General features: G+C 59.4%; 17 protein-coding genes. 6 read left to right on the top strand and 11 right to left on the bottom strand.

All coding sequences use genetic code 11. The annotated features are described in order from the left end of the window. Positions 1-123: 123 nt before the first annotated feature. From G518_RS37605 to G518_RS0129635, 9 genes are all read right to left on the bottom strand, one after another. Positions 124-555 (bottom strand): hypothetical protein, encoded by a 432-nt coding sequence (locus tag G518_RS37605; RefSeq protein WP_036596587.1) that lies wholly within the window; start codon positions 553-555, stop codon positions 124-126. A 160-nt stretch (positions 556-715) separates the two neighbouring features. Beyond that, positions 716-1,375, bottom strand: coding sequence for a transcriptional repressor LexA (gene lexA, locus G518_RS0129600; protein WP_028605554.1), 660 nt, complete (start codon positions 1,373-1,375; stop codon positions 716-718). 296 nt (positions 1,376-1,671) lie between these two features. Beyond that, entirely contained in the window at positions 1,672-2,328 is a 657-nt protein-coding gene (adk, locus tag G518_RS0129605) for an adenylate kinase (RefSeq protein WP_028605555.1), read from the bottom strand. A gap of 105 nt (positions 2,329-2,433) precedes the next feature. Then, positions 2,434-3,192, bottom strand: coding sequence for a 3-deoxy-manno-octulosonate cytidylyltransferase (gene kdsB, locus G518_RS0129610; protein WP_028605556.1), 759 nt, complete (start codon positions 3,190-3,192; stop codon positions 2,434-2,436). Positions 3,193-3,194: 2 nt separating this feature from the next. Further along, positions 3,195-3,404, bottom strand: coding sequence for a Trm112 family protein (locus tag G518_RS0129615; protein WP_028605557.1), 210 nt, complete (start codon positions 3,402-3,404; stop codon positions 3,195-3,197). Positions 3,405-3,423: 19 nt separating this feature from the next. Beyond that, the gene (locus tag G518_RS0129620; protein ID WP_028605558.1) at positions 3,424-3,756 is read right to left on the bottom strand and encodes a DMT family transporter; all 333 of its coding nucleotides are present in this window, start codon (positions 3,754-3,756) and stop codon (positions 3,424-3,426) included. Further along, positions 3,753-4,748, bottom strand: a complete 996-nt coding sequence (gene lpxK / locus G518_RS0129625) for a tetraacyldisaccharide 4'-kinase (protein ID WP_028605559.1) — start codon at positions 4,746-4,748, stop codon at positions 3,753-3,755. The genes G518_RS0129620 and lpxK overlap by 4 nt, the downstream gene beginning before the upstream one ends. A 249-nt stretch (positions 4,749-4,997) precedes the next feature. Then, positions 4,998-5,411 carry an ExbD/TolR family protein gene (locus G518_RS0129630; RefSeq protein WP_028605560.1) on the bottom strand — a complete coding sequence of 138 codons (414 nt, stop codon included), beginning with the start codon at positions 5,409-5,411 and terminating at the stop codon, positions 4,998-5,000. Continuing rightward, positions 5,408-6,061: a MotA/TolQ/ExbB proton channel family protein gene (locus G518_RS0129635; RefSeq protein WP_028605561.1), complete on the bottom strand. Its 654-nt coding sequence runs from the start codon at positions 6,059-6,061 to the stop codon at positions 5,408-5,410. The genes G518_RS0129630 and G518_RS0129635 overlap by 4 nt, the downstream gene beginning before the upstream one ends. On the opposite strand from G518_RS0129635, the gene G518_RS40265 reads away from it, so the two are divergent. The 3 genes from G518_RS40265 to G518_RS0129645 all read left to right on the top strand — a co-directional run bounded on the left by G518_RS40265 (position 6,048) and on the right by G518_RS0129645 (position 8,481). After that, positions 6,048-6,281, top strand: coding sequence for a hypothetical protein (locus G518_RS40265; protein WP_156909600.1), 234 nt, complete (start codon positions 6,048-6,050; stop codon positions 6,279-6,281). The two genes, G518_RS0129635 and G518_RS40265, sit on opposite strands and share 14 nt — an antisense overlap. 143 nt (positions 6,282-6,424) lie before the next feature. After that, on the top strand, positions 6,425-7,816 hold the full coding sequence (xseA, locus tag G518_RS0129640; RefSeq protein WP_028605562.1) for an exodeoxyribonuclease VII large subunit: 1,392 nt from the start codon (positions 6,425-6,427) through the stop codon (positions 7,814-7,816). A gap of 83 nt (positions 7,817-7,899) precedes the next feature. Beyond that, on the top strand, positions 7,900-8,481 hold the full coding sequence (locus tag G518_RS0129645) for a superoxide dismutase (RefSeq protein WP_028605563.1): 582 nt from the start codon (positions 7,900-7,902) through the stop codon (positions 8,479-8,481). 392 nt (positions 8,482-8,873) lie between these two features. On the opposite strand, the gene G518_RS0129650 is transcribed toward G518_RS0129645, so the two are convergent. Next, the gene (locus G518_RS0129650; RefSeq protein WP_028605564.1) at positions 8,874-9,773 is read right to left on the bottom strand and encodes a response regulator transcription factor; all 900 of its coding nucleotides are present in this window, start codon (positions 9,771-9,773) and stop codon (positions 8,874-8,876) included. Continuing rightward, on the bottom strand, positions 9,766-13,344 hold the full coding sequence (locus G518_RS0129655; protein ID WP_028605565.1) for a hybrid sensor histidine kinase/response regulator: 3,579 nt from the start codon (positions 13,342-13,344) through the stop codon (positions 9,766-9,768). Before G518_RS0129655 ends, G518_RS0129650 begins: the two co-directional genes overlap by 8 nt. 254 nt (positions 13,345-13,598) lie before the next feature. On the opposite strand from G518_RS0129655, the gene urtA reads away from it, so the two are divergent. The 3 genes from urtA (at position 13,599) to urtC (ending at position 17,113) form a co-directional block, all read left to right on the top strand. After that, positions 13,599-14,867: an urea ABC transporter substrate-binding protein gene (gene urtA / locus G518_RS0129665; protein ID WP_028605566.1), complete on the top strand. Its 1,269-nt coding sequence runs from the start codon at positions 13,599-13,601 to the stop codon at positions 14,865-14,867. A 134-nt stretch (positions 14,868-15,001) separates the two neighbouring features. After that, positions 15,002-15,916: an urea ABC transporter permease subunit UrtB gene (gene urtB / locus G518_RS0129670; RefSeq protein WP_028605567.1), complete on the top strand. Its 915-nt coding sequence runs from the start codon at positions 15,002-15,004 to the stop codon at positions 15,914-15,916. Positions 15,917-15,934: 18 nt separating this feature from the next. After that, positions 15,935-17,113, top strand: coding sequence for an urea ABC transporter permease subunit UrtC (urtC, locus tag G518_RS0129675; protein ID WP_028605568.1), 1,179 nt, complete (start codon positions 15,935-15,937; stop codon positions 17,111-17,113). The last annotated feature ends 22 nt before the right edge of the window (positions 17,114-17,135 follow it).

Consider the following 17,135-nt stretch of genomic DNA (forward strand, 5'->3'; position numbering starts at 1 on the left):
AACCAAAAACCATTGCAATAGGCCAAAACCTCCCCCGAAAGGAGGTCTTGCTAAGCAGTGAAATCGGAGCGCCCGAGGCGCTTCGTTTTAGGGGCCGTGTCAGGGGCCGTATAAGGGGCCGTTTTAGGCTCGCCGCGCGTGCGTATTGAAGGGTTCAGCCTCAGCCATGCGGTCTAGTTCGGCGCAGACATCTGCCAAGCGACCGGACAATCGCAGGCGCCCTGCGGTACCAGGTGCTTGACCGGCTTCAACTAGCCGCATGACGCGCAATGGTTGTAAGGTGGGGGCCTCAGACGAACCGACACCTGTAGAACCTACACCTGTGGAGCCGACACTTGTGGACTCGATCAGCCGTAACGCTACACGCCTGCGTGCAGCGGCGGCCCAATGTTCGCCAGTGGACACCAATTGAGTTCGCGAACTGGCTGGCCGGCGGCGGAAGCTGGGCACCGACAGCGCAGAAATACTGGCGGAGGTGCTGACAGAGGTGCCGGAAGAAGGGGCGAGGGCGTTGAAGGCTTGTGCACCTGCCAAATTGATGACATTCGATCCCATGTGAAACCCTTTTGTTTGAGAGGTTGAACATAGGCAGGATTGCAAATGAGGTGTATCACCTCAAACTGGCGCCGCCGCAGGGTGTGGAAAGCCCCGCCTCGCGCGTGGCGCGAAGCTATGACCGTCTGCACGCCCGCCACCTGCCGGCGGCGCGAGAAAACTACATCAGCATGCTGTTGCGGATGAGGCCAACGGCCAGCCCCTCAATCTCGAACGGTTCACCCGGTTCGACGACGATGGTGGGGTAATCTGGATTCTCGGCGTGCAGTTCGATCTGGTTTTTATTGCGATGAAAACGCTTGACGGTGACATCATCACCCAGCCGCGCCACCACGATCTGTCCGTTGCGCGCTTCGCGTGTGGACAGAACGGCTAGAAGATCCCCATCCATGATGCCTGCGTCGCGCATGGACATGCCTCGCACGCGCAAAAGATAGTCAGGCTTTTGCTGGAACAGGCTTGATTCCAGATGGTAGGTTTGATCAACGTGCTCTTGCGCCAGGATGGGCGAGCCGGCCGCTACGCGACCAATGAGCGGCAGCGCCAGCTGAGCCAGGCCGGGTAGTCCCAATTGGTGCCCGGGTGAATCTTGCCGGCTTCCGCCTTTGAGACGAATGCCCCGCGATGTACCGCTTACGAGCTCTATGACACCTTTGCGGGCCAGAGCCTGCAGATGTTCTTCAGCTGCATTGGCAGATTTGAAGCCCAGTTCAGCCGCAATTTCCGCCCGAGTGGGAGGTGCACCAGTGCGTGCAATGGCGTTTTGCACCAGTTGCAGAATCTGTTGCTGGCGAGCGGTGAGTTTGGGGCTGTCGATCATCGTGAGTTCCTTTGGCTACCGGGCGTCTGATAGAGACTTTGACACGGGGGTGGACCAGTGAAGTTCGAAAATTCGGTGAAAACCTGTGTTGATATCCAGTAACTGTATTTTTAACCAGTTTTAAATCAAACGCAAGCCCCTGCCTTGTTTTTTGGTCAAAAGCGGTTTGCGAGGCAAAAAAAAGACAGCCATCAAGATGTTGATGGCTGTCCTGAGGGGAGCTGTAGGCGGGCCATTTCTGACCGGCTGAGCAAACTCGAGCCGGCGAGCCGGCGGGTTCGTTAGGTTTTTGAACCTTAGGCCTTCAGTGCGGCTAGCGCGCGCGCAGTGATCTCTTCCACGGAACCTGTACCGCTAATAGCCCGGTACTTGGGCGCGTTGCCCGGTTCTGCTTTGGCCCAGTTGCTGTAGTAATCAACCAGAGGGCGCGTCTGCTCGCTATAGACCTGCAGACGCTTCTTCACGGTTTCTTCCTTGTCGTCTTCGCGCTGTACCAATGGCTCGCCGGTAAGGTCGTCCTTGCCTTCAGCTTTAGGCGGGTTGAATTTCAAGTGATAGATGCGACCGGAAGCTGCGTGGCTGCGGCGGCCGCTCATGCGTTCAATGATGGCATCGAAAGGCACATCGATTTCCAGCACGTAATCCAGTTTGACATTCGCCAGCTTCATGGCTTCCGCCTGGGGAATGGTGCGCGGGAAACCGTCGAAGAGGAAGCCTGCTGCACAGTCTGGCTGGGTAATGCGCTCTTTGACAAGGCCAATGATGATGTCGTCGCTCACGAGCGCGCCTGAATCCATCACGCTCTTGGCTTGCAAGCCTAAGGGCGTACCTGCCTTGACGGCAGCGCGCAGCATGTCGCCTGTGGAAATCTGCGGAATGCCGTACTGCTGGCAGATAAAGGCTGCTTGCGTGCCCTTGCCGGCGCCGGGAGCGCCCAGAAGAATCAGTCTCATCTTGTCCCTCAGGTGAATACGTATGCGGCTTATGCGCTGGAGTAGCGGCCTCTCTAGGCCAAGAATAGCATGCGAAAGCTCTTCACTTCCTGACGAATGCGCCTCTTATTGGCCCCAGAGCTGTCGCACGCGCTCCAGATCCTGCGGCGTGTCAACGCCCGGGCCCGGTGCTTTTGGTGTCAGGTGTACTGCGATGCGGTGTCCGTGCCATAGCACCCGCAACTGTTCCAGCGCCTCGCATTGCTCCAGAGGGGCGGCCGGCAGTGCAGGGAAAGCGCGCAAAAAAGCCGCTCTATAGCTATAAATTCCTATATGACGAAGCGGCGCCGGGTTGGTGGGTAGCGCGCTGATGCCTTCAGCGAAGCCATCACGCCACCAGGGGATGGGTGCGCGGCTGAATGTGAGTGCCAGCCCTTGGCGGTCGGTCACCACTTTCACCACGTTCGGATTGATGAAGTCTTCCAACGCGTGGATGGTATGGGCTGCAGTGCCCATCTTCACCGCGGGCTGGCTGGCCAGTAAATTCGCCACCGCATCAATGAGGGCGGGGTCAATGAGCGGTTCGTCACCTTGCACATTGACGACGATGTCTTGCCCATCCAGCCCCAGTTGCTCACACGCCTCCGCCAGGCGGTCGCTTCCGCTGGGATGGTCAGTGCGCGTAGGAATAGCCCACACACCATGAGTGGCACAGGCTTGCAGGATCTCCGGCGCGTCCGTAGCCACGACGACCTGCGCGGCGCCGGATTGCTCGGCTCTCTCGGCCACGCGCACGATCATCGGTTTGCCCCCAATATCCGCCAAGGGCTTGTTCGGCAAGCGGGTAGAGGCGAGGCGGGCGGGAATGATGACGGAGAAAGTCACGGTCAGTTGACGAGGGGTGTGCGTTTTGGAAGCTTTTCTACCTCTTCATCCGAGACTGCACGAGCCTCGCTTTCCAGCATGACGGGGATGCCGTCACGGATGGGATAAGCCAAACGGGCTGAGCGGGAAATGAGCTCGCTTTTCTCGCGATCGTAGTCAAGCGGCCCCTTGGTGACGGGGCAGACGAGTAGCTCAAGCAGTTTGGGATCCATATTTGCCTGCAATTGAAGTTCAATGAGCCGCAGAGCGGGAAAAAATATTCATGACGGCAACCCCGGCGACGATAAGGGCCATGCCGGCCAGGGCCGGCGCATCAAGCTTCTGTCCAAACAAAATCCAGCCCGCCACCGTGATGAGCACCAGCCCAACGCCCGACCAGATAGCGTAGGCGATGCCCATGGGAATGGTTCGAAGCGTGAGCGAAAGACAAAAGAACGCCGTGCCGTAGCCAGCCACCACCAGCGCCGAGGGGCCGAGGCGAGTGAAGCCATCGCTGGCCTTGAGCGCAAGGGTGCCAATGACCTCAGCCAGGATGGCCAGTGCAAGAATCAACCAGGGTTTCATGCCCTGGATGATAGCTTTGCGCCCAACTCCTCCAGAAAGGCGTCTGGCACGTGCAACATCAATGGTACGGCCAGAGCGTCCGGCCAATAACGCCAAAGTTTTGCAGCGTCTTTTTCCGTACAGACAAGCGGTTGGTTTGCACCGGGTAACTCGGGCAGATCAGCGAAATTGTCGTGGTCGGGGAGGGCGATGGCGTGTGCCAGCGTCAGTCCCTCGGCGCGCAGCATGCTGAAAAATGCCTCCGGCTGCGCAATGCCGGCCAAGGCCGTGACAGGCTGCCCGCGCAGGTTGGTCAAGGCCACTTGGCTGCCATCGGCGCGCACTGCGTTCATGGCGAGTGTGCGACGAACGCTAAAAGAACGCGCAGGCGGTGAAGACAAAGGGGCATCAGGGGCGCACAGCACAAAGTCCACTGAACGCGGCCAGGGCTCCCGAAGCGGCCCTGCTGGAAGCAGCCACCCGTTGCCAACGCCGCGCGCGTCGAACACACAAACCTCCACGTCCCGACCCAGAGCCAGGTGCTGCAGCCCATCGTCACATACCAACACATTGACAGAGGGATAAGCCGCCAACAGCGCTTTACCCGCCTCCGCGCGCCGCGCCGCGACAAACACCGGCACTCCAGTCCGGCGGCGAAGCAGCAGTGCCTCATCCCCCGCATCAAGAGGATCGTCAGCGGGCCGTACCTCACGACAATCGCGCGTACGCCGTCCATACCCACGCGAAATGATCCCCGGACGCCAGCCTCGTTCCCGCAGATGTTCAGCGATAGCCAAAGTCGCAGGCGTTTTACCCGCCCCCCCGGCAATCACATTGCCAACGACGATCACCGGCACCGGCAGGCGCTCGGTTTTCAACAGCCCCCACCTGTAAAGCACGCACTTCAAGGCGACTAGACCCCGATAAATCAGGGAAACAGGCAACAACCCCCAAGCCAGCACCCCACGCTGCCTCCAGCTATCCAACAGCTTTCTTTCCAGGGCGCCTCGCATGGGTACTAACCTACCTCAATCAATCAAAAGGCTGCGGAGCAAGCCACGCCAGTGCGGCCGCGGAGCTGGCTTTGCCAGGCCGCTGGCAGCGTCCCCTGGGGGAAGACGCAGCGTGGACCATTGTCAAGGCGTAAAGCGAAATGCGCAACGCATCGAAAGGCTGCGGAGCAAGCCATCCCAGTGCCGTCGCGGAGCTGGCTTTGCCAGGCCGCTGACGGCGTCACCCTGGGGGGAAGGCGCGCAAGCGACTCAGGGGGGGGAAAGACTCTGCGCCGCAAAGGTGATCTGCGTCAGCCCTTCGCGCCGGGCAGCTTCCATGACTGTAATGACTGACTGATGGCTCGCCATGGCGTCAGCACTGATGATGATGATGCCGTCCTTGGCCGCGGTGCGGCGCAGGGCTGCCGCCAGGGCGTCCACGCCACGCCCGGCCAGAGGTTCACGGTTGACCATGTAGCGGCCGTCTGCGGCCACGGCAACGATCACTTCCTTGGGCCGGTCTCGTTGCGCGTCGGCGTTGGCCACAGGCAGGGTGAGCTGCATCTCGGTGAACTTGCTGTACGTGGTGGTCAGCATAAGAAAGATCAGAACCACCAGCAGGACATCAATGAACGGGATCAGGTTGATCTCCGGTTCCTCCGGTGAACGCGCCCGGAACTTCACCGTGCGCGCTCCTCTGATCTGCCTGGGCATAGCCGCTCCAAGTGGCGGGCAAAGCGCTCAGCGGCCAGTTCCAGCTCCATCACGTACCCATCTACCCGAGCGCGGAAGTAGCGCCAGAAGATCAGGGTGGGGATCGCGACGATCAGCCCGAAGGCGGTGTTATAGAGCGCTATTGAAATGCCGTGGGCCAACTGTGCGGGGTTGCCTCCAGAGAGCGAGCCCGTGGGGGCCTGCGAGCCGAAGATCTCGATCATGCCGATCACTGTTCCCAGCAGGCCCAGCAGCGGCGCTGCGGACGCAATGGTGGCCAGCGCGGGCAGATAGCGCTCCAGATGATGCGCCTCCTGGCGGCCCGCAGCTTCCATGGCTGCGCGCATTTCCTCGGCGCTGCACTGAGGGTTGCTGGCAATGGCTCGCCAACCGGCGGCCAGCACCTTGCCCAGCGCCGAGTGATCTCCGAGTTGAGCGATCACATCGGGCGTAGGCACGGCCTCTCGCGAGATGCCGATGGCTTCATCGGTGAGATTGGGCGTGAGCACGCGTGCGCGCTTCAGCTTGATGAAGCGCTCAATAATGAATGCCAGCGCCAGAATGGAGCAAAGAATCAGTGGCCAGATAGGCCAGCCGGCGGCTTGTATGATCGAAAGCAAGGCTTGTATCTCCGCTGACCGCTGGTGGGCGTCGCTTCAGGAAATGATGAATGCGAGCGATTATGGCGCATGGGTTGGTGGTCATCCGCGTATGTGCCAACTCACATCCGTTCACGACTCCCCTCAAACCACAATTTCTGTGGATAACTTTGTGAACAAGTACCCTGACAATGGCCTGAAACGACGGTTTGACGCGGTTTGTGACACTTTGATGATTTGATAGGCAGGAAAAAATCTAATGAAATCAATATCTTGCACGAGAGAATCAGCGTTTGCGGCAGGTTTTTCGGGAGATTGCCTGCAGTGGGCCTCGCTGTGGAGTAGTCAAGCCACCTTGTTCTGCAAAATCATCGGCTAAAGGGCATGGATACTGGGTTTTTCAATCGGAATGCAGCAACGGCGCCGTCTATCTGGCCAGTTGGGGCTTTGTGCCGAGCTGTGGCGGACAGTCTGGACGCGCGCTTCAACCCTGTCGCGGTTCGCGGCGAGATTTCGGGCTTTTCGCGCGCATCCAGCGGGCATTGTTATTTTTCGCTCAAAGACGAAACTGGCCAGTTGAGGTGCGCCATGTTTCGCCGCGCGGCTGGCTTGCTGAGTTTTCAGCCACGCGAAGGCGATTCCGTGGAAGTGCGGGGCCGCCTGGGGGTATATGAGGCCCGTGGCGATCTTCAACTCATCGTCGAATCCATGCAGCGTGCCGGCCAGGGACAATTGTTTGAGCAGTTCCTGCGTCTCAAGGCCCAGTTGGAAGAAGAAGGCCTGTTCGATGCCGCGCGCAAGCGGCCGCTTCCTGCGTTGCCGCGGGGTATTGGCATCGTGACCTCACTGGGCGCAGCGGCTCTGCACGACGTGTTGACCGCGCTGGCTCGCCGCGTGCCACATATCCCGGTGGTGTTGGCGCACGCGCCTGTGCAGGGGGCAGGAGCGCCCGAGGCGCTAATAAAGGCGCTGACGAGCCTTTATTCGATGGCGCGGGCACCTGCGGGATCGAATCCGGATCAGATGCCGGTTGATCTCATCTTGCTGGTGCGCGGCGGGGGGTCAATTGAGGATTTGTGGGCTTTCAATAGCGAGGCGCTAGCCCGAACCATCATTCAAAGCCCGGTGCCGGTGATTGTGGGTGTCGGCCATGAAACCGATTTCAGTATTGCCGATTTCGTAGCCGATCTCCGGGCGCCCACTCCCACCGCAGCCGCCGAACTTGCCAGCGTGCCGCGCGAAACCTTGCTGAATGTGCAGGAACAGCTGGCCGCACGCTTGTCCCAGGCGCTAGGGCGTCGGCTGGATACAGAGGTTCAGCGGCTCGATATGGCTCAAAGCCGGCTGGGCCGCCCCTCAGCCCGGCTGGCGGGTGAGCGCCGCCTGATCGATCGTCAAGCGCAACGCCTGGATCATGCAGCGCGCCTGCGGCTGGAGCGCGAGAGTGCAGTCATGGTGCGTTTGAGCGAGCGCCTGAAGCGCACGCCTGCCCCCTTGCTCCTGCGCGAGAACGAGCGTATTGCGCGAGCCGCGGCTCGCTTGCCTGTTTCAGCCGAACGCAGTCTGGCTACGGCGCGCGAGCGCCTGGAGCGTGCCGCTTTGCGCCTGTCCGGGCTGGATCCCCAGCGGGTGCTAGAGCGAGGCTACGCATGGCTGGAAGACGAAAATGCCCATCCAGTGACCCGCGCCGACGCGGTGCGCTCCGGTCAAACGCTTTCCGCCACCCTTGCTGATGGCAAGGTTGATCTGACGGTGCTGGGCGCCCGCGCGCGCTGAATTCCTACAATGCGACGTGGTGGCTCGCCTATGATCATGAGCTGTCTCTGAGAGAATTACCCACTAACGAAAAGGACCCACGAATGGAACGCACTCTTCCTCCACTGCCATATCCCTATGATTCGCTGGCTCCGGCCTACAGCAAGGAAACGCTTGAGTTCCACCACGACAAGCACCACAAGGCTTATGTCGACAAGCTGAATGAATTGCAAAAGGGCACCGAGTTCGAGAACATGGAACTCGAAGACGTGATCAAAAAATCCAGCGGCGGCATCTACAACCAGTCCGCACAGATCTGGAACCACACCTTCTTCTGGGATTGCATGAAACCCCAAGGTGGTGGCGAGCCCACAGGCCCGCTTGCTGATGCAATCGCCAAGAAATGGGGCAGCTTTGCTGACTTCAAGAAGGCTTTTGTGACCAGCGCCATGGGCAATTTCGGCTCCGGCTGGACTTGGCTGGTTAAAAAGGCTGATGGCTCTGTTGACATCGTCAACATGGGCGCTGCCGGAACCCCGCTGACCACTGGCGACACCCCGTTGCTGACCGTGGACGTCTGGGAACACGCCTATTACATCGACTACCGTAACCTGCGTCAGAAGTTCGTGGAAACCTTCTTCGAAAAGCTGGCCAACTGGGATTTCGCAGCCAAGAATTTCGGCTGATCGAAGTTTCCTGCCGCAGCTAACGCAGCGAGCAGCAAGTAGCAAGCCACCGCGAGGTGGCTTGCTTTTTTTACGCCTTTTCGGGATTGAGGTTTCCTCAAGTCCAAGGTTCACACTCCCTAAGCGCGAGTTGGCTGAACTCTGAAATCATTTTTACTCAAGCTTTCACGCGTTGGAGAGTCGAGATCTGCGCTACCGGCGGTATTTTTGGTGACGCCCTTACCCTCACCCCAGCCCTCTGCCGCCCGCGGGAGAGGGAGTAAAACCCCAGCGAAGCTCTGACGGCCGCGGAGCAAGCCATCCGTGAGTAGCCGCGGAGCTGGCTTTGCCAGGCCGCTGGCTGCGTCCCCCCAAGGGGGATGGCGCGTAAGCGACTCAGGGGGAACCATCCATCAGGGGGGAGCTCCTCCACCCGCAACTATCGCCGCAGCGGCGCTGCGTGTTTCCACCCCCAGCTTTGAAAACACGTGCTCCAGATGCTTGTTCACCGTACGTGGACTCATACCCAGAATGTCGGCGATGTCGCGGTTGGTCTTGCCCTTGGCCAGCCAGGCGAGTACCTCGGATTCGCGCGGGGTAAGTGAAGCGCGGCGAAGGCGTTCTGCGGCGGGGTTATCGTCTGCAGCGGGTGTCAAAAGCAGCATGGATTCACCTGGGTTGCCCTGACCCATGTGGCGCGCCAGAAAACGAGTTTGAGGTCCCTGGCCTCCCCTGGCTTCACCGTGAATGACGGCTTGGCGTAGCCAGTCCAGTGTCTCGGGATCTGAGAGATCACCCAGCCAGGAGCGAGCTTGCGGCGAACACCAGGCCACGCGGCCCTGGGAGTCGAGCAGTACGCTGCCCATGCCGGCTACATCCACCGCATCCCGCGCGAGTCGAGCCACTTTGGCATTGCGCACGTGCGTAGCTAGCCGAGCCATCACCTCTGGAAGTCGAAGTGGCTTGACGACGTAGTCCACGCCTCCACTGGCAAAGCCCTGGAGGATTTGCTCGGTTTCTGACAATCCGGTCATGAACAGAACGGGTATGTGCGCCCAAGCCGGAGTGGCCTTGATCTGAGAGCACAGTGAGAAACCATCCCCGTCAGGCAGGATGCCATCGAGCAAAATGCCATCCGGTACGGTGATCGCCAGCCGGTCTAGCGCTTCTGCTACATCGCGCGCAGCGAGCACGTCGTAACCCTCGAGAGCTAGCGCCTCACACAGCATATTCAGTGTGGGCAGCGAGTCCTCGACGACCAGGATCACGGGCATCGTGCTCAAGCTCGGGAGGTCGGGGGTGTGGTCAGTCATGGGTTGGGTTCTGCGAAAGTTTGAGCGTGGCCATGAAGCCCTCGAAATCGAATCTGTCCAGGCAGGCTTGCAGGCTTGCCAGGGTGCTCGCCTCGGAGGGAAGTGCACGCTGAGCTTCTCGCAGGCGTTCTCGCAAAGCGGGCGCGCGGCCTTGACGTGCCAGGCGCATCAGGTCTTCGTGCAATTCAATCGGCAGCGGCATAAGTGGGGGACTCGCCTCTGGGGTGGGCGCTGCAGCGGCTACCGCAGGCTCAGCCCTTATCCAACGAAGCTTGAGCACGTTTTCCAATGTGTCCAATAGCTCGGTTTCCAGCACTGGTTTGGCAACAAAACCCTGGCAGAGGGCTTGCCTGATTTTGTCGCTTTGGTTGTCGATCATGTTGGCTGAAACGAAAACGACAGGCAGTTGTGACGCTTCCAGGCGATCACGTACCTGACGTGCGGTTTCCCAGCCATCCCAGCCATCCATGGAGATGTCGAGCAACAGCAGATCAGGCAAGTTTTGATCAGGGAGGCTGCCGGACTTGGAAATCGCCGGCTGCAAGTGGTCCGCGGCGGTTAAGTTTTCATCGGCCTCTTGACTCATCGCAGGGCTATGGGCCTGCGAGTCCGAAGAAAACTGTCCTCGCTGGGGCCCGTTTTCGCTATCGGCGCTCCAAGTCCGACTGCCTCCCAGAATCTCTACACACTCCTCGCCGCTGGCAGCTTCAACGACCTCGAAGCCCAGCGGCACCAAAAGCCCTGCCAGCAACTGCCTGTGCAGCGGCTGATCATCTACAACGAGGAGTGTTCGGCGTGGCCCTTCGTATCCGGTCACGGGGCGCAGGCTCTGGGCGGCACGCTTGAGGTGCGCAGGATCCGGCACGGCCCGAGGCAGATAGAGTCGGAGCGAAAACACACTGCCTTCTCCGGGTTTGCTGCGCAGTGAAAGCTCGCCCCCCATCATCTGGGTGATGAGGAGGGTGATGGTCAAGCCCAGACCGGTTCCGGTTTCGGCCGAACGGCGACCAGCGGAACCTCGCTCGAATGGAAGAAAAATGCGCTGCTGATCCTGCTCCGCGATGCCAATACCGGTATCTACCACTTCGATGTGAGTCACCTGGTGTGTGAAATCCATGCGGAGAGTGACTTCCCCTTGGGACGTGAAGCGGATCGCGTTGCCAATCAGATTAATCAAAAGCTGGCGCAGACGTTTAGCGTCCGTGCGAATCCAATCGGGACGATCGCCCTTAATGGCAACTACGAATCTCAGGCCCTTCGCCTCAGCCTGCGGCCGCACCATGCGTTCCACATCTTCAATGAGCGGGCCTAGCGGCAGTGGCGCCAAGTCCAGTTTTAACCGGCTGGCCTCGATCCTGGCCAAGTCCAGCGCGTCATCAATCAGCGCGTGCATGTGCTGGCCGCTGCGCTGCATGGTGCCCAAGGTGTCACGCACCGCGCCGGCAACGAGCGGGTTCTTGATCAGCAGTTCGGTGTAACCCAGGATGCTGGTTAGCGGCGTACGCAGCTCATGGGTCATGCCGGCGACATAGCGAGTTTTAGCCAGATTGGCAGCTTCTGCTCGATCGCGAGCGGACTGCAGTTCAGCGTCGGTTCGGCGGTGGGCGTCGATCTCCTTGAGCAGCAGCTGGGTTTGCCGCTCCGACTCATCCTGCGCCATGCGCCGGCTGTCATTGGTCAGCACAATCCACCAGGCGCTGACGGCGGCCAGAGCTGCTAGAAGGGCAAATACCTTCAGGAACGGCCATTGCAATTCCTCTATGTGGCCTTGCGCGCTTTCCTGGGCATATACCAGGCCAAAGAGGAAAGCCATGGTCGCGCTCAAAGTGAGAAAGACCATGAGATAGTGGCCAAGCCGGAAATTCACACGTGAGGCCAGGCGGTCTGGCAGCAACATGTGCAGCCAACTGCGGATCTGATCGGACCCCCGGGAGTTGGTTTTGCATCGGTCGTGACAACGCGATTCCAGTGAACAGCACAGAGAACAGATGGCCCCCCCAAAAGCCGGGCAGGTCGCCATGTCTTCAGACTCAAACCGGTTATCGCATACCACGCAAGTCACAGATTCGCCAGGTGCCCATTCGTTCAACGGAAGGCGAGCCAGGTAATACCGTCCGCGGGTAAGAGCCGCCAGCAGCGGTGACAAGGCCATGGAAAGGCCCAAGGCAATGAAGGGCGAGAAAGCCTTGGCAACCTCGCCCATCAGCCCTGCATAGGCGACGCTGGATACCGCAGCCGCCACCAGCATCGCACCAATGCCAACCGGATTGAAATCATAGAGATAGGCACGGCGAAACTCGATCCCACGAGGGCTGAGGCCCAAGGGCTTGTTGATGACCAAGTCGGCTACCAGCGCTCCCACCCAGGCGATGGCTACGTTGCTGTACAGGCTCAGTACCTTTTCAAGGCCGCTGAACACGCCAAGAAGCATGAGCAGCGTGGCGATGGCCACATTGAACACCAGCCACACTACGCGGCCGGGGTGGCTGCGGGTCACGCGGGCGAAAAAATTCGACCATGCCAGCGAGCCTGCATAGGCATTGGTCAGATTGATCTTGATCTGCGAGATGATGACGAACACCACCGTGACTGCGACCGCCATGGAGGGCAACCCCAGGGACTGAGTGAACCCGGCCAGGTACATCTGAGTTGGTTCAGCTGCATGCAGGGGCGCTACGCCGAGCTGCATGGCTGCGAATGCCAGAAAGGCGCCGCCAGCCATGCGGAGCATGCCCATCACGATCCAGCCAGGGCCGCTGACCAGCACCGCCCCCCACCAGCGCCAGCGGTTCTCACGCGTCTTTTCAGGCAGGAAGCGTAGAAAATCCACCTGCTCGCCGATTTGCACCACCAACGCGAAAATCACAGTGGTGGCCGCGCCGAATATCAGGGGGGAGAACTCGCTGGAACCGGATTTCAATCCCTTGAGGCCCGCGAAGTCGATATACATTTCCGGCTTGGAGAGTGCGAGCCAGATAAAGGGAAACACCAAAAGGAACAGCCAAATCGGCTGTGTCCATGCCTGTAGCTTGCTGATCAGGGTAATGCCGCGAATGGCCAGCGGCACCACCACCAGGGCAGAGACCAGGTAGCACACCGGCAACGACCAGCCCGTGGCCATCTGCACCGCGAGCGCCATGATGACGGCCTCCAGCGCGAAGAAGATGAATGTGAAGATGGCGTAGATCAACGAAGTGATCGTTGAGCCCAGATAGCCGAAACCCGCGCCGCGCGTGAGCAGATCCATGTCCAGCCCATGGCGCGCCGCCTGGTATGCAATGGGCAAGCCCGTGAGGAAGATCACCAGCCCCACCACCAGGATCGCCCACATCGCGTTGGCAAACCCGTAGTTGATGGCGATAGCTCCTCCGATGGCTTCCAGCGCCAGAAAGGAAAGCGAGCCGAAGGCGGTGTTCGCTACCCGCCACTCGCTCCACTTGCGGAAGGCTCTTGGGGTGTAGCGCAGTGCGTAGTCCTCCATCGTTTCGTCTGCAACCCAGGAGTTGTACTCCCGCCGTGAAGCGGAGATCTGCTGCGGGACGATGGGGATGGTGCGTGCGGGCCGGTTCATTGAGCTCGATTGGTTTTGGTGCCCTGTGCTCCGGAATGCACTATGGCGGTGCATCGATCAGGCTGTGCACGCTTTGCGTGCACACGGTTTTGGTGCGAGCGCGTACCTGGAAAGTGCATGAAGTACTGAGCCGCAAGAATCATTCCAACGTGCGCTTACGTTGTTTGACGTATGGGCACGAATCCGGGTCTTCCCTAATCTAGCGGCAAGTCGGCATGAGGCCGATTTCCTCAACTAGCCCAAGGAGTCCATCCATGAACAAGTCTTCTCACGAGTCCGACCGGTCTCCACTCGAGACGCCTGCAGCCAGCCGCCGTCGCGTCCTCCAGACGCTGGGCGCTGCGGGCCTGGCAGGTTTGCCAGCGTGGAGCTTTGGTCAACCTACCGCTTCAGTCAACACCACCAAACTGGCGGTGACGGACAGTGAAGTGACTGTTGGCATTTTGCATTCGTCCACCGGAACCATGGCGATTTCCGAGACCGGCTCCATTCAGGCCGAACAACTTGCCATTGACCAGATCAATGCTGCTGGCGGCATTCTGGGCCGCAAGATCAAGGTCATCAAGGAAGACGGCGCGTCTGATTGGCCTACGTTCGCCGAAAAGAGCAAGAAGCTGCTCATCAACGACCGCTGCGCCGCGATCTTCGGTTGCTGGACTTCCGCTTCACGCAAGGCCGTACTGCCCATCTTCGAGAAAGAAAACGGTCTTCTGTACTACCCCACCTTCTATGAAGGCCTGGAGCAGTCCAAGAACGTGATCTATACCGGCCAGGAAGCCACACAGCAGATTCTCTACAGCCTGGACTGGGCCAAAAAGGACAAAGGTGCAAAGAGCTTCTTCCTGATCGGCTCCGACTACATCTGGCCGCGCACTTCCATGAAGATCGCTCGCAAGCACATCGAGAACTTCCAGAAGGGCAAAGTGGTTGGTGAGGAGTACTACCCCTTGAGCGCCACAAACTTCGGCTCGTTGGTGAACAAGATCAAGCTGCAAAAGCCAGACTGCATCTTCTGTGCGGTGGTGGGCGGCTCCAACGTCGCGTTCTACAAGGCGCTCAAGGCCGCGGGTCTGACTGGCGACAAGCAACTGCTGGTGACGCTGTCCGTGACGGAAGACGAAATGACCGGCGTGGGCGGCGAAAACTTCAAAGGCTTCTACTCGTCCATGAAGTACTTCCAGTCTCTCGACAACGAGAACAACAAGAAGTTCGTGGCTGCGTTCAAGGCCAAGTACGGCCCCAACTCCGTGATTGGTGATGTCACGCAGGCTGCCTACCTGGGTCCTTGGCTTTGGAAGGCTGCTGTGGAGAAAGCCAAGAGCTTTGACGTTGCCAAGGTGGCAGCTGCCTCGCCGGGGATTGAGCTCAAGACCGCGCCCGAGGGCTACGTCAAGATCGACGCGAACCACCATCTGTGGAGCAAGTCGCGTATTGCACAGGGTCAGGCCGACGGTACGTTCAAGGTGGTTTCCGAATCGCCAGATCTGATCAAACCAGATCCGTTTCCAAAGGGTTATCAGTAACCCTTGGCACGGCGGCCTGCCGCCGTGCGGCTTTCAAAAAAATGCGTGCGGGCTGATTGGAGTCTGGCCGCACGCATCTTGAGGCCGAGAGCTCCGCATTCTTCGCTTTTTCTATTTCCCTCCGGAGTCGCACCATGGCTTTCAACGAGTTGCTCAACATTGGCCTGATGCAGGGTTTTGCGGGCTTGAGCCTGTTCGCCGTGCTACTGCTCATGGGCCTGGGTCTGGCCATCATTTTTGGTCAGATGGGCGTCATCAATATGGCGCATGGCGAGTTCATGACCATCGGCGCCTACACGATTTTTTTGGGCTCCACGCTGGCTGAAGCCGTAGGCGGGACCGCGACGTCATGGTACTTCCCGTTAGCCATCGTTGCGGCGTTCGGATTCGCGTTCGTGGCTGGGTGGTTGCTCGAATGGGCACTCATCCGGCATCTCTATCAACGCCCGCTGGATACGCTGCTGGCGACCTGGGGCGTCAGTCTGGCGTTGCAACAGACATTCCGCACCTTCATTGGTCCGAAAGAAGTCAGCCCAACACTGCCTGACTGGTTGATGGGTTCCTGGGCACCGGCTGAGGGCCTGGACATTCCCATCAACGGCATGTTCGTCCTTGTGCTCACCTTCGTGGTCACAACAGGCGTGTTGCTGGCGCTCTACAAGAGTCGCTGGGGACTGCGGGTTCGCGCTACGGTGGCCAATCGCGGCATGGCCAATGCCATTGGCATCAACACGCAAAAGACAGATCGGCTCACGTTTGCCATTGGCTGCGGTATTGCGGGTGCAGCGGGAGCAGCCTTCACAACCATTGGTTCTACCGGGCCTACCTCCGGCTCGCTCTACATCGTTGATTCTTTCCTGGTGGTGACATTCGGTGGCGCGGCCAGTCTGCTGGGTACCGTGATCTCCGCCTTCGGCATCGCTCAAACGCAATCGATTTCGGAATTCTTCATGGGCGGCTCGATGGCCAAGGTGCTCACGCTTTCCATCATTGTGGTGATCCTGATGTTCCGTCCGCAGGGCCTGTTCGCCAGCAAGATTCGCCGTTGATTACCAGGAGAAACTCTCATGAATACCTTAAAAGCCTGGATCACTCGATATCAGTTCGGAAGCCTGCTCATCCTTACCGGACTGCTGGTGGTTGTACTGCCGCTCTCCCTGGATATCTTCCGACTCAACCTGGTTGGTAAATACCTGACCTACGCGTTCGTGGCCATTGGCTTGGTCATGCTTTGGGGTTACGGAGGGGTGCTGAGCCTTGGGCAAGGCGTGTTCTTCGGGTTGGGTGGCTACGCAATGGCCATGTTCCTCAAGCTTGAAGCCTCGGACCCTGAGAGCACCAAGATCCAGTCCACGCCAGGCATTCCTGACTTCATGGATTGGAATCAGCTCACGGAACTGCCTTCATTCTGGCTGCCCTTCAAGAGCCTTCCGTTTTCCCTGGCTGCGGTGATTGTGGTGCCCACACTGTTGGCGTTCATCATCAGCTTCGCCATGTTCAAACGCCGGGTAGGGGGCGTGTACTTCGCCATCATCACGCAGGCTGTGGCGCTGATTCTTACTGTGCTCATCATCGGCCAGCAAGGCTATACCGGCGGTGTGAACGGCATGACCGATCTCAAGACCTTGATGGGCTGGGATGTGCGTACAGACAGTGCCAAGTACATCCTGTACTTTGTCTGTGTGGCCTTGTTGCTTGCCTCCATCGTGCTGTGCCGCTGGATCCAGACCAGCAAGCTGGGAACGCTGCTCCTGGCCATGCGCGACAAAGAAGACCGTGTGCGGTTTTCGGGCTACGACGTCGCCAGCTTCCGTATCTTCGTTTTCTGCCTGGCTGCTGCGCTTTCCGGCATAGGCGGCGCCATGTTCACCTTGCAGGTCGGCTTCATGTCCCCCAGCTTCGTCGGTATCGTGCCCTCTATCGAAATGGTCATCTACGCTGCCGTGGGCGGCCGAATGAGCCTGGTGGGTGCGGTGTATGGAGCGTTGCTGGTGAACTGGGGAAAAACCTATTTCTCTGAGACTTTCCCCGATATGTGGTTGTTCCTCGTGGCTGCGCTTTTCATCGGCGTAACCATGGCGTTTCCGATGGGGCTGGCAGGCGTATGGGCCGACAAGATCGTTCCATGGTGGAAGTCGCGCCGTGCCGCGGTCTCCAAGGCGGGTGGTCTGCCACCACCCAAGGCCAAGCCTGCAGCCGTGAAGCAAGAAGCTGAGACGCCTGCATCTTCCATCCCCGCGGCTTGAAGCGGCTGGGTGCTTGAGAAAA

The organism is Ottowia thiooxydans DSM 14619 (assembly GCF_000422885.1).
Lineage (GTDB): Bacteria > Pseudomonadota > Gammaproteobacteria > Burkholderiales > Burkholderiaceae_C > Ottowia > Ottowia thiooxydans.